Source organism: Actinobaculum massiliense (genome assembly GCF_001457435.1).
Classification (GTDB): domain Bacteria; phylum Actinomycetota; class Actinomycetes; order Actinomycetales; family Actinomycetaceae; genus Actinobaculum; species Actinobaculum massiliense.
This window is the reverse complement of record NZ_LN881716.1, coordinates 337,558-360,194: the sequence shown is the minus strand read 5'-3', so window position 1 is coordinate 360,194 and position 22,637 is coordinate 337,558. Positions and strand designations below refer to the sequence as shown.

At 61.3% G+C, this 22,637-nt stretch carries 17 protein-coding genes, 2 tRNA genes and 1 CRISPR repeat array; of the genes, 17 read left to right on the top strand and 2 right to left on the bottom strand.

Annotation, left to right across the window (positions count from 1 at the left end; all coding sequences use genetic code 11):
* Window positions 1–154: 154 nt before the first annotated feature.
* The 5 genes from cas1e to BN2664_RS01800 all read left to right on the top strand — a co-directional run bounded on the left by cas1e (window position 155) and on the right by BN2664_RS01800 (window position 6,610).
* Window positions 155–1,225, top strand: coding sequence for a type I-E CRISPR-associated endonuclease Cas1e (gene cas1e / locus BN2664_RS01825; protein WP_007000517.1), 1,071 nt, complete (start codon window positions 155–157; stop codon window positions 1,223–1,225).
* Entirely contained in the window at window positions 1,222–1,614 is a 393-nt protein-coding gene (gene cas2e / locus BN2664_RS01820; protein WP_007000516.1) for a type I-E CRISPR-associated endoribonuclease Cas2e, read from the top strand. The genes cas1e and cas2e overlap by 4 nt, the downstream gene beginning before the upstream one ends.
* Window positions 1,615–1,698: 84 nt before the next feature.
* Window positions 1,699–4,716: a CRISPR direct-repeat array (repeat unit 28 nt; unit sequence GTGCTCCCCGCGTAAGCGGGGATGAGCC).
* A gap of 176 nt (window positions 4,717–4,892) precedes the next feature.
* Window positions 4,893–4,964 (top strand) — tRNA-Lys (locus tag BN2664_RS01815).
* Window positions 4,965–5,075: 111 nt separating this feature from the next.
* Window positions 5,076–5,885: an FMN-binding negative transcriptional regulator gene (locus BN2664_RS01810; protein ID WP_007000515.1), complete on the top strand. Its 810-nt coding sequence runs from the start codon at window positions 5,076–5,078 to the stop codon at window positions 5,883–5,885.
* 308 nt (window positions 5,886–6,193) lie between these two features.
* A complete protein-coding gene (locus tag BN2664_RS01800; RefSeq protein WP_007000514.1) occupies window positions 6,194–6,610 on the top strand; it encodes an Hsp20/alpha crystallin family protein in 417 nt (138 codons plus the stop codon).
* 161 nt (window positions 6,611–6,771) lie between these two features.
* Here the strand turns inward: BN2664_RS01800 and BN2664_RS01795 are convergent, their stop codons facing one another.
* Window positions 6,772–8,340 carry an aspartate:alanine exchanger family transporter gene (locus BN2664_RS01795; RefSeq protein ID WP_007000513.1) on the bottom strand — a complete coding sequence of 523 codons (1,569 nt, stop codon included), beginning with the start codon at window positions 8,338–8,340 and terminating at the stop codon, window positions 6,772–6,774.
* Between the two features lie 243 nt (window positions 8,341–8,583).
* On the opposite strand from BN2664_RS01795, the gene BN2664_RS01790 reads away from it, so the two are divergent.
* From BN2664_RS01790 to BN2664_RS01735, 12 genes are all read left to right on the top strand, one after another.
* Window positions 8,584–9,507, top strand: coding sequence for an ATP-grasp domain-containing protein (locus BN2664_RS01790; RefSeq protein WP_007000512.1), 924 nt, complete (start codon window positions 8,584–8,586; stop codon window positions 9,505–9,507).
* 162 nt (window positions 9,508–9,669) lie between these two features.
* A tRNA-His gene (locus BN2664_RS01785) sits at window positions 9,670–9,742 on the top strand.
* 119 nt (window positions 9,743–9,861) lie between these two features.
* Window positions 9,862–10,383, top strand: coding sequence for an SRPBCC family protein (locus tag BN2664_RS01780; RefSeq protein WP_051014082.1), 522 nt, complete (start codon window positions 9,862–9,864; stop codon window positions 10,381–10,383).
* Between the two features lie 240 nt (window positions 10,384–10,623).
* Entirely contained in the window at window positions 10,624–11,607 is a 984-nt protein-coding gene (gene mvk, locus BN2664_RS01775) for a mevalonate kinase (RefSeq protein ID WP_007000510.1), read from the top strand.
* Complete coding sequence (mvaD, locus tag BN2664_RS01770; RefSeq protein ID WP_007000509.1) at window positions 11,604–12,614, top strand: diphosphomevalonate decarboxylase; 1,011 nt, start codon at window positions 11,604–11,606, stop codon at window positions 12,612–12,614. The genes mvk and mvaD overlap by 4 nt, the downstream gene beginning before the upstream one ends.
* A 66-nt stretch (window positions 12,615–12,680) precedes the next feature.
* Window positions 12,681–13,751, top strand: a complete 1,071-nt coding sequence (locus BN2664_RS01765; RefSeq protein WP_007000508.1) for a phosphomevalonate kinase — start codon at window positions 12,681–12,683, stop codon at window positions 13,749–13,751.
* A complete protein-coding gene (fni, locus tag BN2664_RS01760; RefSeq protein WP_007000507.1) occupies window positions 13,751–14,812 on the top strand; it encodes a type 2 isopentenyl-diphosphate Delta-isomerase in 1,062 nt (353 codons plus the stop codon). The genes BN2664_RS01765 and fni overlap by 1 nt, the downstream gene beginning before the upstream one ends.
* Before the next feature lie 16 nt (window positions 14,813–14,828).
* Window positions 14,829–17,036: an AAA family ATPase gene (locus BN2664_RS01755; RefSeq protein WP_007000506.1), complete on the top strand. Its 2,208-nt coding sequence runs from the start codon at window positions 14,829–14,831 to the stop codon at window positions 17,034–17,036.
* Between the two features lie 93 nt (window positions 17,037–17,129).
* A complete protein-coding gene (locus tag BN2664_RS01750; protein WP_007000505.1) occupies window positions 17,130–18,314 on the top strand; it encodes a hydroxymethylglutaryl-CoA reductase (NADPH) in 1,185 nt (394 codons plus the stop codon).
* 61 nt (window positions 18,315–18,375) lie between these two features.
* Entirely contained in the window at window positions 18,376–19,578 is a 1,203-nt protein-coding gene (locus BN2664_RS01745) for a hydroxymethylglutaryl-CoA synthase (protein ID WP_007000504.1), read from the top strand.
* A gap of 221 nt (window positions 19,579–19,799) precedes the next feature.
* Entirely contained in the window at window positions 19,800–20,540 is a 741-nt protein-coding gene (hemQ, locus tag BN2664_RS01740; RefSeq protein ID WP_007000503.1) for a hydrogen peroxide-dependent heme synthase, read from the top strand.
* A gap of 8 nt (window positions 20,541–20,548) precedes the next feature.
* Window positions 20,549–21,841: a ferrochelatase gene (locus BN2664_RS01735; RefSeq protein ID WP_007000502.1), complete on the top strand. Its 1,293-nt coding sequence runs from the start codon at window positions 20,549–20,551 to the stop codon at window positions 21,839–21,841.
* A 148-nt stretch (window positions 21,842–21,989) separates the two neighbouring features.
* Here BN2664_RS01735 and orn read toward each other — a convergent pair whose 3' ends face one another.
* Window positions 21,990–22,625 (bottom strand): oligoribonuclease, encoded by a 636-nt coding sequence (gene orn, locus BN2664_RS01730; protein WP_007000501.1) that lies wholly within the window; start codon window positions 22,623–22,625, stop codon window positions 21,990–21,992.
* Between the last annotated feature and the right edge of the window lie 12 nt (window positions 22,626–22,637).

Below are 22,637 nucleotides of genomic sequence, written 5' to 3'. Positions count from 1 at the left end.
GTACGGCGTCCAATTTCGCGATATAAAGTCATGAATTGGGCGCCGTACTCCATTAATCGTCCTTTTCAGGGGACGGAAAATCTGTACGAAAAACTCTCTGGTTCCGCCGACATGGGTGGCAAGTCAGCAGTTAGGGATTTAGGAAGGGGAATCTATGGTCTTACGAGGCGCGCCACCGCCGTCGCGCTACGAACTCGGGCGGATAGAAGATCGATGGAGTTTCGTCTATTTCGAGCATGCGGTTATACATAGATCGGAAAATGCAATAACAGCTACAGACTCGGAGGGCATTGTTCACGTTCCTGCCGCGGTTATCGCGTGTCTGATGTTGGGGCCGGGGACGCGCATAAGTAATGCCGCGATGGCTCTCCTCGGTGATTGCGGTGTTTCTGTTGTTTGGGTGGGTGAAAAGGGGGTGCGATACTACGCGCATGGTCGATCAATCGCTAAAAGTTCGCGGATGATTGAACTGCAGGCGCGCTTGGTGTCTAACACGCGCTCAAGACTCGCGGTGGCGCGAGCTATGTATTCGTATCGTTTCCCAGGAGAAGATGTTGCCGATTTGACGATGCAACAACTCCGTGGGCGAGAGGGTGCTCGCATTCGTCGGGTTTATCGGGCCTTTTCGCAACAGACGGGAGTTCCTTGGAAGCGGAGAGACTACAAAGTTGACGATTACGAGGCTTCAGATCCAATAAATCAAGCACTTACTGCCGCAAACTCATGCTTGTACGGGGTAGTCCAAGCAGTAGTCGTGTCCCTCGGGTGCTCTCCGGCGCTCGGATTCGTACATTCGGGGACGGAAAGGTCGTTCATTTACGACGTTGCTGATCTTTACAAGGCGAAAATTAGTATTCCTGTCGCTTTTCAAACTGTAGCTACTAAACCCGACGACGTATCTTCCGAAGTGAGGCGTGCGATGCGTGATCGCATGGTTGAGAATGATCTGATTTCCACATGTGCGCGGGATATCAAGGCGCTACTTGAGGCTGGGCGCGTTGTCGAAGAGCCAGGTGCAGGGCTCAAACTCTGGGCGGGCACGGGTAATCGGTACGTTCCCGCAGGCGTCAACTACACGTCGGATGAAGACGACTCTGAAGTCTCACTTCAAGATCTCCGCTCGAGCGCATCCTTCGTCTCTTGGGATGAATTGGATCATCCCGGAGATTTGGGGTCAAGCTCGCCGAAGGAGAGAGAGCAGAGTTCTTCAGAGGAGTGGAAATGATGGTTTTAGTCCTGACGGCAGCGCCCGCGAGTTTGCGTGGAGATCTAACGAAATGGTTGTTAGAGATCTCTGCGGGGGTATTCGTTGGCAACCCGTCGGCTCGGATTAGAGAGCTGATATGGGCGCGAACGAAGGAGTTATGCCAGAATGGCAAAGCGATCATGGTGCATTCGGCTGCAGGCGAGCAACACCTTCACTTTGACGTTTACCACCACGAGTGGGAACCTACAGATTTCGACGGGCTTGTCTTGATGAAGAGGCCGTGCTCCTCTGAACAATCCAGAACGGTAAGTAGGCGGGGTCGCGGCTGGAGTGCAGCCAGGAGGATGTACGATGCCCGTTCCCCGAAGTGGGCGAGTGATGCCGAAGGGCACCAATCCGACTCCTAATACTTCGTATTCCACAAACAACGAAAACCGGATAAAGTGAATAAAAGAGCTAAAGCCCTCGGGTAAAACCCCAGGTCATTTAGTGTGCTCCCCGCGTAAGCGGGGATGAGCCCGCGGTACCGGGAAGCTGACGCTCCTTGTCATAGTGCTCCCCGCGTAAGCGGGGATGAGCCTGTTTAACGGTGATGTGACGATGCGCGACCCGAGTGCTCCCCGCGTAAGCGGGGATGAGCCGGCATGGGCAGAGCTTGGCGGCGGCGGCGATAGGTGCTCCCCGCGTAAGCGGGGATGAGCCCTAACGCAATGGAAAGGGATAACCGATGAAACAGTGCTCCCCGCGTAAGCGGGGATGAGCCGCCACCCAAGCAATCAACCAAACGTTCGAAAGGGTGCTCCCCGCGTAAGCGGGGATGAGCCGGGGCCGGGAGGCTCGGCCGCGGCGGGCCCCACGTGCTCCCCGCGTAAGCGGGGATGAGCCCATGAGCCGATTTTTTACGGGTTCACGCCGGCAGTGCTCCCCGCGTAAGCGGGGATGAGCCCTAAGGGCATGGCACGAGAACCTATACCCCCTGGTGCTCCCCGCGTAAGCGGGGATGAGCCTCTCACGCACACTATCCAGGCCAGCCGCATTTAGTGCTCCCCGCGTAAGCGGGGATGAGCCTTTCCTCGTATCCCCAGCCAGTGAGGACTGTAAGTGCTCCCCGCGTAAGCGGGGATGAGCCGGGTTACTACCGTCTCACTGTCGTAGTAGTCGGGTGCTCCCCGCGTAAGCGGGGATGAGCCCCCCACAAGTCGCGCCTGACCAGCTTGAGGAACGTGCTCCCCGCGTAAGCGGGGATGAGCCGAAAGTGACCCCGGAGGAGTTCTGGGCAGTGGCGTGCTCCCCGCGTAAGCGGGGATGAGCCGGAAAAAGTTCCATCCCACTCACATAAAGGAGAGTGCTCCCCGCGTAAGCGGGGATGAGCCGTCGACGAGTTGTTGCCTACCAGGTCGCGCCAAGTGCTCCCCGCGTAAGCGGGGATGAGCCGCGAGCACCTTTCGCCGCCCATTCGGTGGCTTGGTGCTCCCCGCGTAAGCGGGGATGAGCCTTCCTCGAACCACTCAAAAAATACGCGCCCGACGTGCTCCCCGCGTAAGCGGGGATGAGCCCCTTTCCCGGGTTGAAAACGGCGCGTTGACATAGTGCTCCCTGCGTAAGCGGGGATGAGCCGGGAAGACCCCGGAGACGAAGGCCTGGACTTTCGTGCTCCCCGCGTAAGCGGGGATGAGCCTACGGGCTCGACGACGACCCGCAAGAACTGGAAGTGCTCCCCGCGTAAGCGGGGATGAGCCATACTGCATATCGAAGGCGTTTGCCGCGCACGTGTGCTCCCCGCGTAAGCGGGGATGAGCCTCGGCACAACATACCCAGAACCCGCATACGTGAGTGCTCCCCGCGTAAGCGGGGATGAGCCTGAGCCAAGCAACTCTTTTCGATATTGATTTCACGTGCTCCCCGCGTAAGCGGGGATGAGCCCGCGACGCGGAACGGCTCGTAAAAGCGGGACTAGTGCTCCCCGCGTAAGCGGGGATGAGCCGCGCTGGTTTGGGTTCCTCGGAAAGCGGGGCTAGTGCTCCCCGCGTAAGCGGGGATGAGCCGCGCTGGTTTGGGTTCCTCGGAAAGCGGGGCTAGTGCTCCCCGCGTAAGCGGGGATGAGCCCTTCTCGCGGACGCGCCCCTCACTCGGCATCGCGTGCTCCCCGCGTAAGCGGGGATGAGCCTTTCGGTTCCATTCGACACAACGGGAAAAACTGGTGCTCCCCGCGTAAGCGGGGATGAGCCCACAGCGGCCGCACATTTGACGGGCTATCAGCCGTGCTCCCCGCGTAAGCGGGGATGAGCCAGCATTACCGGATACCTGCCCTACCGAGAATAGTGCTCCCCGCGTAAGCGGGGATGAGCCGCCGCCGAGGGCATCCGCGCATCACTCTCCATCGTGCTCCCCGCGTAAGCGGGGATGAGCCTGCCTAGGCACGCCCGCCAGTTCGGCGAGAAAAGTGCTCCCCGCGTAAGCGGGGATGAGCCCGGCTGTCGCCACGCCACAGGCGGCGGGCGGGAGTGCTCCCCGCGTAAGCGGGGATGAGCCTTTGGTGAGCGTGCCGATTCCGGGATGTACGCGGTGCTCCCCGCGTAAGCGGGGATGAGCCTGCGGGGCGGCGAATGTTGCCGCAAGTCGCTAAAGTGCTCCCCGCGTAAGCGGGGATGAGCCTCAACGTTTACGCGCTTACAGCTAACGCAGAGGGTGCTCCCCGCGTAAGCGGGGATGAGCCCTCCTCCAACAGTCACCGACCCGTATCGCCCGTGTGCTCCCCGCGTAAGCGGGGATGAGCCGCCGCCGATAACTAGACGCCCGGCGGGGCGTAAGTGCTCCCCGCGTAAGCGGGGATGAGCCGATTGGGTTAATTCACGTACTGCTTGCTTGAGGGTGCTCCCCGCGTAAGCGGGGATGAGCCCACGTCAGCCACATTACCCACACGATAACGCCGGTGCTCCCCGCGTAAGCGGGGATGAGCCTGCCGGTTTTGGCCCGCTCCTCACCGATATCGAGTGCTCCCCGCGTAAGCGGGGATGAGCCGTCTCCACCAACTGTCCCGCCCTCATCGACGAAGTGCTCCCCGCGTAAGCGGGGATGAGCCCCGCCCCGCCAGAGCTAGCTTGTCTCGCTCCACGTGCTCCCCGCGTAAGCGGGGATGAGCCCCTGATTGAGGAGTTATTTACGCGTGATGAAGGGTGCTCCCCGCGTAAGCGGGGATGAGCCTCGAGTTCCACCGCCGGAGCCCCTCATCCCTTGGTGCTCCCCGCGTAAGCGGGGATGAGCCTTCGGCCCGGTACGCCTCCGAATTGACGGCCATGTGCTCCCCGCGTAAGCGGGGATGAGCCCTCCGACGGTGCTCGATGCGTACGCGAGTCTCGGTGCTCCCCGCGTAAGCGGGGATGAGCCTACGGAGAACGCTCCACGTTCGCGGAGTTCGTCGTGCTCCCCGCGTAAGCGGGGATGAGCCCAAGTTTTGAATGCGCGGCGTATGCCCACAAAGGTGCTCCCCGCGTAAGCGGGGATGAGCCGGCCGAACGCAGGACCGCGAAGACTTCCACTTAGTGATCCCCGAGTTAGCGGGGCTAACTGCCGCCGCATTGAAGCGTGTGCCGAGCATTACACGCGCTCGGCTTGCAAAGGCCGCGGGAGCGACGCTAAAGTATTACTTCGTTGCAAGGGTGACTGAAAAAACTTTGCGGCAAATGCACCGCTAGCTCAATGGTAGAGCAACTGACTCTTAATCAGTGGGTTGTGGGTTCGAGTCCCTCGCGGTGTACAGGCGAGGCCCGGAGCTAAAAGCTCCGGGTTTTTTCGTTTTCCGAGTTCTCGCTTTACCCGCCGGTTGCGGCTGGTGCTGGCGCAGGCGCGAGCCAGGTAGCCTGCTTTCATGTACGTCGCAGCTCAGTTCAACCTCGATCCCGACGCCGCGGTGGCGTGGGCCGCTCGCATTGGGGTCGGCCAATTTATCACCTGCGCCGAGCGGGGGATTGATGCCACCTTTCTCCCTTTTAATATTGCGCGCCGCGCGGACGGAAAACTCGCGCTCCATACGCACTGCGCCAAGGTCAACCCGCAGTGGCACGACGCCGGAGAATGCCTGGTCACCGTCACCGGCCCGAACTGCTACGTTTCCCCATCCGATATGACGCGGGCGGCCCCGGATGCTCGAATGCCGCGCGTCCCCACCTGGAATTACCTCACGATCCAAATCCGCGGGCGCCTCGTGGCCCATCACGACTCCGACTGGAAAATCCGCACCCTCGCCGAGCTTTCGCGCGCCCACGAGCCCGAGTGGAGTCCCGGCGCGTGCGGGGCCGGCACGGAAAGCGGCGCGGGCGTGGCGCCCATGTTAAAGGCGCTGGTCGGAATCGAGGTGGTGGTCGATGACGTCGTCGGGAAGGCGAAACTCTCGCAAAACCGTAGCTCGGAAGACATTTCATACACGGCGGGCAATTTGCGTGCACGCGCTCGCGATGCGGCGCGGCGGGCGGTTGCCGCGGGAACTAACTCCGAAGCGATTTTGGAACGAGCGGGGGAGGCCGCGGATTTGAGTGAAATGCGCGTGGATCACTCATTCGAGCATCCGGGAGCTGTGGCTGATTTGATGGAGCGGATAGCTATTCCCTGGGCGAAGGAACGCGAGGCGCGGGTTGCCGAGGCGAGAGAAATTCAGCGCCTGCGCGACGAGGCCGATTGAGCTCAGTGGGCGAGCTGGAGCGCAGTGAGAGCAAAAAAGCTGAGCCGCTGAGCTTCTATAAACTTGAGTCAATAACGCTCAACTATACTCGCGATTTATTCCCATTTTCCGCAAATTATCGCCGTTTTTACTCTTCGAGAAATTTGGCGAAAACGGGAAGTATTTTTGGCTGAAATTCCTTGTACTCACTGAACAGAGAAATTGAATAGAGAAGCGGAGCCGGTTCGGGCAAACCGAGCGGCGAACGTTTCTCGAGCTGGCCAATGCCGGTGGCAGGGGCCAGAGCTTCAGGAATGAAAAGAGGAAAAATGGCTAGCGAACTCAATCGGCAGTTTTCACGGATGATGGATCCCTTCGAGGGCTTCTTTGCTTTCCCGACTCGTGTTTTGCGCAATGAGGCGGGCGAGGCTGAATCCGTGGGGGAGCGCTACCGCTCGTTCATGAAGAAGAACGACGACGGCTACGAAGTCGTCTTTGACGTGCCCGGTTTCAGCGAGGAAGAGCTGGATCTATCGGTGTATCCCGATCACATCACGTTGAAGGCGGAGCAGGAAGAGGAAAATGAGAACGGCAAGCGTACGCGCCGCATCTCCCGCGATCTTGCTTTCGACCAGTCGGTGGATACCTCCACGGTCGACGCTGAGCTGAAAAACGGTGTGCTCGTGGTAACGGCCAAGACGAGCGAGGCGGCACAGGGCCGCAAGATTCAAATCGCGCGAAAGTAATAAAGCGGAAGCAATAGGACTGCAATCAAGTAAAAATAAAACTGCTCCCCGAAAGCTGGGCCGAATGCCTCCTGCTTTCGGGGAGCAGTAGCTTGCGCCGCAAGCACGCCAGCTTGCGCCCACCAGCCCGGGAGCCTGTGCCGCCAGCCCCCAGCCCTCTCCTAGAGCGTGAGCACCACGGGGACCAGCAGAATTTTCACGATGATCGCGAAGGCGAAAAGTGCAGCATAAGCAGAATCGATGCGCTCGTCTGCCACCTTGGAGACGGCGGCCTCCAGAATCGCGGCCTGGCCTAAGAATCCGGCCATGGCGCCGGCGGAACGCGGGGCGGAAAGATTGAGCCAGAAGCGGCAGCACAGCAAAATCGCCACGCAACTAAAGATCGTCACGATCGCCGCGGTCAGAGCGGCCTTCCAGGCCAGGGGAGAGGCAAGAACTTCCGCAAAGCTCGGTCCCGCCGTTAGCCCCAGCCCCGCCAGGAATAGGAACAGGCCGAACTGGCGCAACGTCAAATTAGCGGCTTCCGGAAGCTGCCAGACCAGTGGCCCGGTGCGGCGGATCGCCCCGAGGATCATGCCAATAACCAGCGGGCCAGCGGCGGTTCCCAACGAGAAGGAAAGTCCGCCCGGGAGCGGAACTTCCACCAGACCCACGAGCACGCCAATGGTGAGGCCGAGCGCCAAGGTCAGCGCGTCGACTTCCGAAACCTTGCGCTCGGAGTTACCGAAGATTGCTTCGACGTCGTCGTGATACTTGGTGGGAACAACCACCGCAACACGATCGCCCGGCTGGAGCACCGAATTGCCGTTGGCCAACAACTCCAGATCACCGCGCTGAATGCGGGTGACCGTGGCGCCGTAGCGCGCGGGCAGGGAAAGCTCGGCGATTTTGCGCGAGTAGAGATCCGGGTTAGAGACCACAAAGCGCTCAAATTCGACGTTTGAGCGATCGTCCGCCAGATGCTCGGGAACTTTGTGCCCCAGCTCCTCAATCACCTGGTTGACCGGCTCGGGCAAACCAACCGCCACCACATGATCGCCTTCGTGCAGGTCTTCCCCGGGCAGGACCACGCGAGTTTCACCATTGCGCTGAAGGTAGGAGAACTGCACATCACCGGAGCGCCAGCGCGGAATTTCGCGCAGATTTTCCGGATGCTCCACCTCAATCGTGACCGGGGTCAGATGCGCATCGGCCAGCGAGGGAGTGTCTTTACGCCCTGGCCAGCGCATTGTCACAATCGCCGAAACAATAATGATTCCAACGATGACGGCGATGGGGTAGCCGAATGCGTAACCCACCGAGGGGTCCGAGGAACCCGAAATCGAGTTCGCCGCCGCCATCGCGGGCGCGGAGGTCATGGCGCCGGTAAACAGGCCGGCCAGTAAATTGCGCGGAATGTCGAAAACGTGGCCGAGGAGCACCGAAATGAGGGCGGCGATCGCCGTCGCCACCACACCGCTTCCGAGCAGGCCCAGTTGGGAACGGAACTGCGAGAAGAATCCGGCGCCCGCCGAGATTCCGATGGTGTAGACGAAAAGCGCCAGGCCAAGTGACTGCACGAGTGCCATTCCCTCGCCCAGGGTGGGGTCGGCGGCGGAAAGCGCCAGGCCCACGAAAAGCGCGCCGGCCGCGCCGAACTTGAGCTTTCCGAACGGTATCGCACCAATAATCGACCCCGCCGCGATCACCACGAAGAGGGTGAGAAGCGGGCTGGATCCAAGTAGCTGCACGGGTTCCTCCAAAATCCATTTCCTGACGATTTTTCCCGACGGCGTTGCCCGCCGGCCGGCGCGTGTACCGGGCCAGAGTTTCCTACCTCTGAGATTACCTTTGTGGAGGCGATTGGGCTGGCTGGAAACCTGGGTTTGAGAGGCGCACCATGTAGTTGAAAGTGACGCAGTAAAATTGGCGGCTTTCGACCCCACCGGAAAGTTCGCGCGAAAGTTTCGCTTCGTGAAGGTAGGCTGGGCCTTGTGTCTGATCCCGTAGTAATCCTTGCGACTTCCGCAGATTTGCCGAACCTGGCCCCCGACGAATCGGGCCTCCCGGACGCCCTTCGCGATAAGGGCATTGAGCCGCGCATTGGCGTGTGGTCCGATCCGGACGTGAAGTGGGACGAAGCCGATCTGGTCGTGGTGCGTTCCGTGCGCGACTACGCCCGGGATCGGAAGAAGTTCATTGATTGGTCCCGCTCGGTGCCGCGCCTCCTGAATGCGCCGGACCTTTTGGAATGGAACTCCGATAAGCACTATCTGGAGGATTTGCGCCGCGTGGGTTTGCCGACCATCCCGACGGCGTGGCTGGAACCGGATGAAGACCTCACCAAGCACCAGGTGCATACCCGTTTCCCGGCGAGTGGCGATTTCGTTGTGAAACCCGCGGTTTCTTCGGCGGGTCGAGGCACGGGGCGCTACACCGCCAATGAGGCGCCCTCGCGCTCGGAGGCCATCCTCCACGCCCAGCATGAGCTTAAGCGTGGCCGCGCGGTGATGGTGCAGCGCTACCTGGAGACGATCGATACCACCGGTGAGATTTCGCTGGTCTTCCTCAACGGCATGCCGAGCTACCGAGTGGAAAAGGAGCCCATGCTCCACCCGCGCTTCCGTGGCGGCGATACGCTGACCGAAGAAGTGGTGCGCTCCTCGCCCGCGCATGAAAAGGAGTGGCGCTGGGGCGATCGGGTGCGTGGCGGCCTGCACAAGGTGGTACGCGAGAAGTTTGGGCGCGATCACCTACTGCTTTTCAACCGAGTTGATCTTGTTCCCGCCCCCGAGGATGACCCGAACGAGTTCTACATTATGGAGGTCTCGCTGATTGACGGCTCTCTGTATCTTTCCGCCGACGAGAGCCATTTGAAGGCTTTCGCGGGCGCCATTGCCGTACGCGCGGCGTGGTAGCGGCGGCCGAGCCCGGCGTCGGTGGTCTTTTCCCGACGGCGGAGCGCGCGGATCGGCGTGGTAGCGGCGAGCGGGTTTCGGTACCCGCCGTGTTCGGTATCACGGGCGGAAAGCTGGGTGTAGAGCACGCATTTCAGCTATAGTTTTCTTTCGTTGCTCATGGTGGCCGTAGCTCAGTCGGTAGAGCGCCTGGTTGTGGTCCAGGAGGTCGCGGGTTCAAGCCCCGTCGGCCACCCGGTAGCCCCGATTTTTGATGGAACAGCGTCCATTTCTTGGATGCATGATGATCGAAAATCGGGGCTTTGTGCATTTTTTGGCTCCCCACCGCGGGCCGTGATGGGTACGCTTGGGTCTATGGAAAAGCACAGTAAGAATGGCGAAACGGATTCTGCGCTAACGCAGCGAGTGCGATGGGTGCACTCGGGCCCCTACCAAGTCAGCTACCAGATCGAGATCAACGCCCCGGCACGCGAGGTCTGGGAGCTGATCTCCAACCCGCATCGTCACCACGAGTTTGATGGCTCTGGCACCGTCAAGCCGCGAGTGGTCGGCCCCTCGAAGCTGGAAGTGGGCGACGAGTTTACGGTTGATATGACGATGTTCGGCGTCGATTACTGGATCACCTCCGAGGTAACCGAGTCGATTCCCGAGCGCCTTCTGGAATGGCGCCACCCGGCCGGCCACCGCTGGCGCTGGGAGATGGCACCCCAGGCGGGCGGGAAAACGCTTGTGCGCGAGACCTTCGATTACGGATATCGGGGAAGCCGGGGCGGAAAGGTATACGAGCTACTCGGTTTCCGCCGCGCCAACGGCGGTGGAATCCGCGCCTCCCTACTGCGTTTGGCGCAGGTCTTAGAAAGCGGCGCCGCTGCTTAGTAGCCACGAGCTTGGCCGTTATGGCGCGCGCCGCGGGCGTAGCTAAACCGCGCGCCGGGGTACCTAGTAGCCGCGATTGCCGCGGAGCGGCGGCGTCGGGAATGACGTTAAAAGTGGCACGCGTTATTGAAACAGGCATAAACCTATTCGGGTAGCTAACATGGGAAATCGTTACGGCGGTGCCTCACCGCGCCCGCGTGTTCTTGAGTTACCAGCCGGGTAGATCCCTAGGAGTAAATATTGAACCAGTCGCCGAAGCTTGACGCGTTCGACACCCATACCCGCATACCTCGGGTTGGAACGGGTGTGGGGCGTGCCCACGGAAAGATCATCCTCTTTGGCGAACACGCGGTGGTGTATGGAGCTCCGGCTATCGCTTTCCCGGTCCATGTGCTCCCGGTAATCGCAAACGCGTCAATTATTTCCGGCGAGTCCTATATCGAGTCCGAGCTTTATAAAGGCCCGGCTGGCTTGGCTCCCGATCGCCTAGCTCCGGTAAATGCCGCAATTGACGCGGCGCTGGACGCCGCCGCACCCGGCCTGGGCGCGCGCGTTTCGATTTACTCAGACATTCCTCATGAACGCGGCTTGGGATCGTCCGCCGCGGTTTCGTCCGCAATTATTTTGGCGATTACGCGAGCGGCAGGAATGGAGCTTACCCACGAGGAGCGCTTCAACCTCACCCAGACTGCCGAACGAGTTGCCCACGGGCGCCCCTCCGGGATGGATGCCCACGCCGTCAACGCCGATTCGGTGATTGAGTTCCAAAAGCCGTTCGTGGACGCGCTCGCGGTGGGAGCCCCGTTCCATTTCATTATTGCCGACTCCGGGGTGAAAGGATCCACCCGCCAGGCGGTTGAGTCTGTGCGCCGACTGCGCGAAACCAAACCGGAGCTGGCCACCTCACATATTAATGAGCTGGGCGATATCGCGCGCCGCGCCGCGGGCTATTTTGCCAGCGGAGACGCGCAAAGCATGGGCCGTGCCATGTGGCGTGCACATAAACTTCTGCGTGAAATTGGAGTGAGCTCGCGCGAGCTGGATAACCTCGTGAGCGCGGCGCGCCGGGCCGGGGCTCTCGGCGCCAAGCTGACCGGCGGAGGCATTGGCGGTTGCATTGTGGCGCTCGCGGCCAGCTGGGACGATGCCAACCGAGTGCACCGCTCGCTTCTGCAAGCCGGTGCGAAGAACGCCTGGGTAACCTCTCTGGAGCCAACAAAGTGACAGCAACAGCACGCGCCTACCCGAATATCGCCCTTATTAAATACTGGGGCAAAGCAGACGAAGAATTAATGCTTCCCGTGGCGGGGTCACTTTCGATGACCCTCGATGCTTTCCCGACGACGACGCAGGTACGCCGCAATAACCTGGGCCGGGACACCATGCGGATTGGGGGCCGGGAGGCGACCGAGCGCGAGCTTTCGCGTGCTTCCCGCCTGCTGGATGTTGTGCGCGAGTGGGCCGCCGCGCCCGAATTTGCCGCGGCCGGGGCGAGCGCAGAAAAGCGCGAGTGGTACGTGGATATTGATACCCGTAATGAGGCGCCGACCGGCGCCGGAATGGCCTCGTCTGCCTCCGGCTTTGCGGCGCTCGCTACCGCGGCCGCCAGAGAGTTTGGGTTGAATCTCAGCGCGCGCGATCTTTCGCGGCTGGCTCGGCGCGGATCGGGGTCAGCCACGCGCTCAATCACTCCCGGTATGGCCGTTTGGCACGCGGGAAGCGATGAAGAGTCATTTGCGGAAGAGGTCCCCGCGCCGCAAGTGCGCATGGTCTGCGTGATCACCTCCAATACGCATAAAAAAGTCACCAGCCGCGAGGCCATGCGAATTACCGCGCAAACCTCGCCCTATTACGGTGCTTGGATCGCTGCTACCGAAGAAATGTTGGCTGAGGCGATTGAGGTGGCCGCGGCTGGGGATTTTGCCCGGCTGGGGCAGCTGACGGAAATGTCCGCGTTGCGAATGCACGCGGCGATTGAAGCCTGCGAGCCGCCGATTCGCTATTTGGCTCCGGTAAGCTGGGAAATCTTTGACCTTGCCGCCCGCCTGCGTGAAAGTGGGATCCCGGTGTACGCCACCGCCGATGCGGGCCCGAACGTCGTGTTGCTGACCTTGCCCGAGTACGCTGATGAGGTAGCCGCCCAGGCGCGCCAGTTTGGCACGGTGGTGGTCTGCGGGCCGGGCCCCGGGGCGCAGGTTATTGCGGCAGACGGAGCGGCAACGGCCGTCTAAAACGGCGTCGGGCGCGAACTGGCAACGCGCGCTAACGCGTTGTGGCGCAAAACGAAAGGATGGGCAGTGAGCGAGGCGATTACCACCCGGGCTCCGGGCAAGCTGTACATTGCTGGCGAGTACGCCGTGGTGGAAAGCGGGCAACCAGCGATTCTCATCGCCGTCGACCGTTTTATGACGGTGAGCCTGCGACCCGCAAAAAGCTACGGACTCATTCGTTCACTCGGAAGCGCCTTTGACACGGTCTACTGGCGCCACGAAAATGGCGCGCCCGTCTTTGATGATTTCGGGCAAGATTACGTGGCAAATGCGATTCGAGTAGTGGAGCAGCTACGCGAAGAGCGCCATTTGCCGGCCCGCCACTACGCCATTGATATAACGTCCGGTTTGGTTGAAGATGACGGCCGAAAATACGGCCTGGGAAGTTCGGCCGCGGTCACCGTGGCGATTGTGGACGCGCTCAATCAGTTCTACGAGCTTTCGCTGGATGATATCGAGCGGCTGAAGCTTGCGCTCATTGCGGTTTTGGGCCGCGCGCCGCGAGCCAGCGGCGGGGACGTGGCCGCCTCCACCCTGGGTGGATGGATTTCCTATACCTCCCCGGATCGCGCCGGAATCATGGCCGTAGCGAGCGAGGGAAGCATTGCCGCGGCCCTGGAATGCCCGGCCTGGGAGCCCTTCTCGGTGAGGCGCCTGCCGGCTCCCGCCCGCGAAGAGATCGTGGTGGGATGGACGGGATCGCCGGCCTCCACCGAGCATCTCGTCTCCGGCGTGCAGGCGCGCAGCCACGGCGCGTATTTCCCCGGTTTCCTAGAAGAATCCGCGGCTGTTGTGAGCAAGATTGCCGCCGCTTTGCGGGGAGGCGAGGCGATTGGCGATCTTATTTCCCAGGCCCGGAGCCTGCTTCGCACCCTGGGCGAAACGTCCGGGATTCGCATTGAGACCCCGCTTTTGCGGGAGCTGTGCGACATTGCCGAAAGAAACGGGGCTAGCGCCAAATCCTCCGGAGCGGGTGGCGGCGACTGCGGAATTGCGTTCGTTCCGCGGGAGGCCGGGCGCCTGACGGCAATTCGCGAGCAGTGGGTCGGCGCGAGCATTAGCCCCTTGGATATGGCGGTCTGGGAGAGGGGGCAGTAGTGAATGCGCAACCCTCACGGGCCGCCCGCAAAGACGAGCACGTAGACCTGGCCCTCGCCCAGCCCGTGCGTGCCAATGAGTTCGACGACGTCGACTTTGTGCACCACGCCCTCGGAGCAACCGATGTGGCGAGCGTTGAGCTAGAAACGGATCTGGGGGAGTTCGCCTGGCCGGTTCCGTTCTATATTAACGGGATGACGGGCGGCACCGAAAAGACCGGCGCAATTAACCGCGCTCTAGCGGTGGGCGCGGCCGAAATTGGGGTGCCGATGGCCTGCGGCTCGGTTTCGGTGGCGCTGGATGATCCGCGAGCGGCGGAGAGCTTCACCGTGATCCGCAAAGAAAACCCGCGCGGTTTTGTCATGGCAAATATTGGGGTGGGGCGAAGCGCGGACGATGCCAAGCGTGCCGTGGAGCTATTGGAAGCCGACGCCCTGCAAGTGCACATCAATGCCGTCCAAGAAATCGTGATGCCGGAAGGCGAGCGAGAGTTCTCGAACTGGGAAAAATCGCTGGAGGAAATTGCCACGGGTGCCGGTGTTCCGGTGATCGTGAAAGAAGTTGGGTTTGGCCTTTCCGCGCCAACCTTGGAACTTCTGGCCGGCTTAGGAATAAAAATCGCGGACGTGGGCGGGCGTGGTGGCACCGACTTCGCGCAAATTGAAAACTCGCGCCGGCGCTTCGGGGAGTTTTCTTACCTCGCCGGTTTCGGTCAATCCGCCCCGGCGTGTTTGCTCGATGCGGGCGCCGGCCTGGCGTTGCTTGCCTCGGGCGGGGTGCGAAGCGCCTTTGACGCCGTGAAATCTTTGGCTTTAGGTGCGCGGGCCGCGGGGGTCGCCTCGCAGTTCTTGCGTGCCGCAATGGTCGGGGAAGACGCCGTCGTCCTGGAACTACGTACCTGGAAGGAACAGATTCGTTCGCTCATGGCGCTTTTGGGGGCGCGATCGGTGGATGAGCTCGCCGCAACCGACGTCGTCGTTCGCGGTGACCTGGCCGAATGGTGCCGCGCGCGGGGAATTGATTTGACCGGCTACGCCCACCGCTCTGAGCGGGCACGTTAGGCGCCGGGCGGCGACGGTGGCAGACCAGCTTCGCCTCACCGGCGATTTTCAGCGCGCCCTCGAGCTGATGGAGGCGGGGGAGAACGTTTTTATCACCGGCGATGCCGGAACCGGAAAATCCACCCTCATCAGGTATTTTATAAAGCGGCGCCGGGCGGGCAGGAACGTGGTCGTGGCCGCGCCAACCGGCATTGCCGCGCTCAACGTGGGTGGCTACACGCTCCACCGACTCTTCTCATTTCCTCCCGGCGTCACCCGCGATGATGTGCGAAGCGGCGCGTATTTTCCGCGCGCTTTCGCGAAGGTGATTGGCGAACTCGAGACGCTGATTATTGACGAAGTCTCGATGGTGCGAGCCGATCTGTTCGATCTGGTGTGCGAAGCCCTGGAAATGTACGGGCCGCGGCGTGGTTACCCGCTGGGCGGGGTGCAGCTGGTGCTGGTTGGCGATCTGTATCAGCTTCCGCCGGTGGTAACGCCAGCGGAAGAGGAATACTTCACCACCGTCTACGAAAACCCATACTTTTTTGCGGCGCACCACTATTCGCCCGAGCTTTTCCACACCGTTACCCTGCGGGAGATTTTTCGCCAGCAGGGTGACCGCGAGCTGACCGAGCTTTTGCGCGCGGTTCGCTCGGGGCGCGTGACCGGCGGGGTGCTGAGTGCGCTCAATCGCCGTGTTGCGGGGGAGTTTTCGCCGCCCGACGGCGAATTTTGGCTCACCCTCGCACCCACGAATCGGCGCGTGACAGCCGAGAATATGCGCAAACTCGAATTGCTCGACGAACAGGAATTTGTGTCGTTCGCCGAGCGGCGCGGGGACACCGAGCATTTCGAAAAACCCACCGACGACGAATTGCATTTCAAAGTCGGGGCGCAAATCATGATGCTCACCAACGACCCGTCCGATCGCTGGGTCAACGGCACCCTCGGGCAAATCCTGCGGATCTGGCGCAATGAAGAGGGCGATTTCGAAGTTGATGTACGTTTCCGCGACGGAAGCGAAGTGGCCGTCACGCCGCACAATTGGGACGTCACCCGGCCGGTTGCCGACGGCGGCACGCTACGGCGCGAAATCGTGGGGAGCTTTCGCCAGCTTCCCTTCAAACTTGCCTGGGCAATAACGATCCACAAATCCCAGGGTCAAACCCTCGACCGCGCGGTGATCGAACTTTCTGGCGGAATCTTCGCTAACGGGCAGCTTTACGTGGCGCTTTCGCGGTGCCGGAGCCTGGCGGGCATTGTGCTCACGCGCGAAATCCGCGCGCGCGATGTGCGAGTCGATTACCGCGTGCGCAGGTTCCTTGCCGACGCCAGCGGCACCCTGGCGGAGCGCACCTGCGCTCTTTCCATGCGGGTGGTGGGGCAAAGTGACGGATTTATTCGGCCGATCCACATCGCCCTCGATTTTGGCCCCGGCTCGCCGCACGGTGATAATTCCGCGTTTTTGCGCGACGAGGCGCTTGGCGGACCGCACGTAAACCGCTTCGAGAGCCTGGTCAATCCCGCTCGCGATATTGGAAACGCCACCGAAAAATACGGCATTAGCGCGGCCGATCTGCAGGTGGCGCCGAGCCTGGGCGAACTGTGGCCGGCCATTGAGCGGCTGGTGGACGGCTGGGGAATCGAGGTGACCGGAAATCCGGATGAGGTCCTGGCCATTATTGACGCGGAACTAAAAAGGTGCGGAATTATCGCCCCGCTCGAGCCCTTCGGCCTGGCCGGCGATCCGCACGCGGTCCCCATCGCCTATCACGCTTCGCCGAGCCCGCGCGCCGCCTGGTTTATCGCCCCGCGCTCGCGGCGAATCGTTCCAGTTGGCGACCCGCAAGAGGTGGCCCGGCTACTGGAAGAAAAGCTTTTCGAGCTTCCGCTTGCCCCCGCGGCCGCGGCAATGATCGACGAATTTTGCGAAAAATACGGGGTCCGGGTGACCTATAAAACGCTGGGCGAACAGCCTGATATTTCCAGCATCCTCACTCCCGGAACGCGAGTAGCCTTCACCGGAACGGTCAACTTTCGCGGAACTATCTGGGAGCGCGGGGAGATGGAAGCCCTCGCCGCCACGCGCGGCCTGGAGGTAAAAAGTAGCGTCTCTCGCACTCGTTGCGATGTGCTGATCGCTGCGGACGTCACCTCGCTTTCCCGTAAAGCCAAGAATGCGCGGGAATTCGGGAAACCAATTTACGCGGCCGTGGAGTTCCTCGTTTGGGCCGAGGGCTAGCGGCGCCGCCTCAGACACAGCCGCGCCAGGATAGCCGCCGCCAGCCGCGCCGCCCGCATCCGGCTCTCGGTACACCCACGCTAAGATTTAGCTATGTCGCAAACTAAGGATTCCACCGGCCGCGCCGCGCCCGATTCCATCACTCCCATTCCCACCAAATGGATCGGGCCAATTCGGATTTCCGCCGCCGGCGAGCAAACCGACGTCGACGTTCCCCTCGCCACCTACGAATCGCCGCTGTGGCCCAGCTGTAACCGCGGCGCGGACGTGTCGCGCATGAGCCCGGGTGGGATTCGCGTGAGCGTGGCGGACGAACGGATGTCGCGATCGGTTCTTTTTGTTTCCGACGACGCCGTAGCCGCGCTCGCTGCCAGCGAGGAAATCATTGCCCGCCGGTCAGAGCTGGAACGCGTGGTGGCCGGGCAGTCCCGTTTTGCCAGGCTGCTAGGAATACACCCGGAAGTAGTGGGCAACCTGCTGTTTGTGCGCTTTGAATACGCCACTGGGGACGCCTCAGGGCACAATATGGCAACCCAGGCTTCGGAAGCCGTTATGGACGCGGTGCTGGGGTGGGGCCTGCCAATTCGATACGGCTCAATTTCTGGCAACTACTGCATTGATAAGAAGGCGTCGGCGGTCAACGGTATTTTGGGGCGCGGAAAGCGCGTGGTCGCCGATATTTTCATCCCGGACGAGGTCATCACTAAGCGTCTGCACACCACCGCCGAGGCAATTGCGGAGCTGAACTACCGCAAAAATTGGGTGGGATCGACGCTTGCTGGCTCCCTGCGCTCAGCTAATGCACATTTCGCAAATATGCTGCTGGCTGTTTATCTCGCTACGGGTCAGGACGCGGCCAATATCGTCGAAGGCTCCCAGGGCTTTACTCACGCCGAGCAGCGCGAGGGAGGTCTGTATTTCTCGGTCACGCTACCTAACTTGATTGTGGGAACGGTTGGCAACGGCAAAGATTTGCCGGAAATTGAGCAAACCATGCGGCGAATGGGATTTGAGCCCGACGCGCAGCCGGGTGTTAATTCCCGCAAGCTCGCGGGGATTATCGCGGCGGTTGTGCTTTGCGGCGAGCTCTCGCTTTTGGCGGCACAGACGCGCCCCGGCGAGCTGATGAATGCGCACCGCCGCTTCGAGCGCCACGGCGCGGCCAAGCCGGCGGGCGCCAGTAACGTAGCCAAGCCGGCCGATGCCAGCGGCCTAGCCGAGCAGGCGCCCGCCAGCGGCGTCGCGCCTCAATCACCAGACGCGCCCAATGCGGGGTAGGCTACCCGCCGGATAGGCCGGCGCACTGAAAGCTAGAGCCAAAGAGATTTGCAGGAGAACGATGAGTAACACACAGATTCCGGTGGGGATTGACGCAATTGCGATTGCCACCACGCATTTTGAACTGCCGCTGGTAGAGCTCGCGCAGGCCACCGACGTGCCGGTGGGCAAATACCACGTGGGACTCGGGCAAGTTCATATGTCGGTTCCCGCGCCGGATGAAGACGCGGTGAGCTTGGGGGCGGACGCGCTGAGCAAACTCTTGCCCGCCACCGGAACCGAGGGCGTGCGTTCACTGTTCTTTGCCACCGAATCATCGGTGGACCAGTCCAAATCCGCGGGGGTTTATCTGCATTCGCTTCTCGATTTGCCGCAAAATATCCGCACGGTGGAATTCAAAGAAGCCTGCTACGGCGGAACGGCGGCTCTCCAGGCGGCCCTCGCTCTGGTTGCCCGCAATCCCGAGGAACGGGTGATCGTCGTCGCCGCGGACGTGGCGAGGTACGCCGTCGACTCTTCTGGTGAACCGACCCAGGGCGCCGGCGCGGTGGCGATGATGGTGAGCGCAAATCCGCGGCTCCTGGAAATTGAACCGACCAGCGGCGTCTATACGCGCGATATCAACGATTTTTGGCGCCCCAATGATTCGACGACGCCGTACGTGCTGGGGCATCTCTCAATGGACGCGTATATGGACGCGCTGGTGGGGGCATGGGACGATTACGCGGCGCGCACCGGCACAGCGACCACCGACCTGGCGCGGTTTGTGCATCACCAGCCGTTCGGGAAGATGGCGCGCAAGGCCCACCGGCGCCTAATGGAGCACGCCGGGGATACGCGCGGGGATGAAGTAATTGAGGCCGGCCTCCTCTACGGGCGTGACATTGGCAATACCTATACCGCGGCACTTTATATTGGGCTTTCTTCGCTGCTCGCTAATGAGGAAGAGGATCTCACCGGGCAGCGCTTGGGGTTGTTTAGCTACGGTTCGGGCGCGGTGGCAGAGTTCTTTGTGGGCTCGCCGGTTGCCGGGTACCGGGATCGCCTACGCGAAACCGGCGCCGATCGGCTCGCGGTGGAGGCAATGCTCGGCGCGCGTGTTTCGCTGAGCTTCCCGCTTTATCGCGCTCTGCACGCGGCAGTGCGCAAGGATTCGGAGGATTACGAAACTCCGGCCGAAACCAAGGGCCCGTTCCGGTTTGCCGGGGTGAAAGATCGCGTGCGGATCTATACCCCCACCGGGCAGGCGGGAGCCGGCGCGTAGGGGAAGGCCGAAGCCAGCGCGTAGCGGATTCCGGCGGAACTTAGCGACACCCTCGGCGGTCGCTTTCCGAAAAAACGCCCGGGCGGGTATTTTCGCAAGAATAGAGTGGCGAAATTAAAAACCGCGTAATCAAGCGATAAACTACCCTTCGAGACTTAAGTCCCGAAGATAAAGGTGGGTTTTTGCCACATTTTCTTTTAGCGACAGCTAGGGTGCGAAGCATGAGTGAAGTACGTACTGCGGCCCAGCCGCTCTGGAGTGGTACCCCCGAGTCCGAGCGCAATCAAGTTTTTGCTCTCTACTCGGTTTTCCGCCGCCCGGCTGGAACGGAAGCCATCGACGACGTCGTCGGAGCGATTAACGAGCTGAAAGAAACAATTGAAGCGGAAAAGGACCTCGCCACCGTCCGCGGAATTTACGACGCAAATAACCTGCGCGCGGACGCGGACGTAATCGTCTTTGCCCACGGGCGCAAGCTGGAGGATCTGCAAACCTTTATGCGCCGCCTTCGCGCCACCCGGATTTTCCGCGATCTGGAAGCGGTGTGGCAGGTTCCCGGGGTCTATAACGACGTCGAAGCTGAGCGAATCCACAAGCCTGCATTTACTGTCGGTGAGCCGGCGCGCAACTGGGTAGTCATTTACCCGTTTGTACGTACCTACGAGTGGTACCTCATGGAGCCGCGTGAGCACGGTCGGATCATGCGCGAGCACGGGCAGGTCGGCAATCTCTACGCCGGCGTTGCCACCCAGACCATGCACGCCTTCGGCATGTCCGATTACGAGTGGATTCTCGCCTTCGAATCCGATGACTCCACTGAGCTAGTGGATCTGCTCCGCGCCATGCGCTACACGGAGGCGCGCCTCCACGTGCGTCACGAAACCCCGTTCTTCTACGGGCGGCGTTTGCAGGATCTGGCTGAGTTGCCGGTGGTGCTCGGGTATGCGCCGGACGCCCGGTAGGTAGATTTATGAGCTTGAATATCGAAGAACATATAGATACTCGCAACTACAGCATCGACGGTGCGGATCGCACCGATGCTCAGGCGGCCCAGATTCAGTCCCGAAAGCCGGCGCCAGCAACGCACGCACCGCTTCGCGAAGGAGAGAGAGTCGCCGCGGCTTCCCGGGCAAATGCTCCGGGTGGGCGTTGGGTGAGTGACCCGACGCCGTACGACGCCGTTATCCTCTCCTCCTTCGGCGGGCCGCAGGGCCAGGCGGACGTTATTCCCTTCCTGCAGAATGTGACCGGCGGGCGCGGCATCCCGGTTTCGCGCCTGGAGGCGGTTGCGGTTCACTACCGCACCAACGGCGGGGTTTCGCCGCTCAACGTCTGTAATCGTGACCTGCGCGTGGCCCTCGAAAATGAGTTGACTTCGCGCGGGCACAATATCCCGGTTTACCTGGGCAATCGGAACTGGGCGCCTTATATTACCGATGCCCTCGGGCAGGCTTACCGCGAGGGCAAGCGGACGATTTTAGCCTTGCCTACCTCCGCTTACTCCGGTTATTCCTCCTGCCGGCAGTACCGGGAAGACTACGCCGATGCGCTTGAGGCAACCGAGCTTTTCGGCGAGGTGACGGTCGATAAAGTTGGGGCGTTCTTCAATCGCGAAGGCTTCATCCTGCCCTTTGTTGAGGGCTTGGTAAACGCTGTTCGCGAGATGTGGGAACGGGGTGTGGAAGGTGAGGTGCTCGAAGTGCTCTTCTCCACTCACTCCATCCCGCTCTCGGATAATGCCGGGGCCGGCGGGACGGAATATAGCGGCGAGCAGGGCCTTTACGTGGATCAGCACCTGGCGGTTATTCGCGAGGTGCTCAAGCGAGCGGAGCAGGAGCTGGAAGCGAAGCTGCACTGGCAACTGGTCTACCAGTCGCGTTCTGGGCCGCCGCACGTTCCGTGGCTCGACCCTGACGTGAACGACGTTATCAACGAGCTTGAGGGCAAGCGCGGGGTGATCGTGGTGCCGGTCGGATTTATCTCCGACCACATGGAGGTCTACTGGGACCTCGACGTGGAAGCGCAAGAAACCGCCCAAGAGCGCGGCCTGGAATTCATCCGCGTAGCCACGCCCGGTACGCATCCGACCTTCGTAGCCCTTTTGGCGGACCTCATTGAGGAGCGCATTAATGGCACCGATGTGTCTGAGCGCCCGCACCTGACGGATTTTGCTCCCGGTTTTGACGTGTGCCCCGCCGGCCACTGCGCCACCTCGCGCATGGCCGAGCGGCCGGCGATTGCTGGCATTCAAACTCTGGAGTGAGCGGGTAGTTCAGCGTAGGCAAGTGGTTTAGCGCTGGCGCCAGCTGAAGCTAGCTGACTTGTGCTGAAGCTAATCGAGGCCGGCTCGGGATTTACCGGGCCGGCCTCGCGTATGCACGCATGGTCGCTAAGTTGCTCCTGCTTGCCGGCTACTCGCCAGCACTCGACGCGGCGTCGTCGAGAAGCTTTTGAGTCATTCCCGCGACCTGCTTGGCAATTGCCTGGGCGTCCTCGGACGAGGGGCCCTCACCTCCTGGCATAAGCGCGCCGCGGTAGTAGCGCAATTCGTCGATGGAATCGTAAATATCGCCGAGTGCGCGGTGATTGCCAAACTTTTCCGGCGAAGCGAAGTAAACCCGCGGATACCAGCGCTTGGCGAGCTCCTTGATGGAGGATACGTCCACAATGCGGTAGTGCAGATAATCGACCAAGCGTGGCATCTGCTTTTGCAGGAAGGTCTTGTCTGTGCCCACGGAATTGCCGCCGAGGGGCGCCTTGCCCTTTTCGACGCGCGGCGCCAAGTAGGCGAGCACCTGCTCTTCGGCTTCCTCGATGGAGACGCCATTATCCCACTCGTTGATAAGGCCCGAGTTCGTGTGCATATTTCGCACAAACTCGTTCATGGAATCGAGGCCCTCTTGGCTGGGTTTGATAACGATATCAATGCCCTCATCCACCGGGTTCAGTTCCGAATCAGTGACGACCACCGAAATCTCGACGATGTCATCGTGCTCGAGGTCCAAGCCGGTCATCTCGCAGTCAATCCAAACAATTGGTGTACTCATATCGTGGTAACT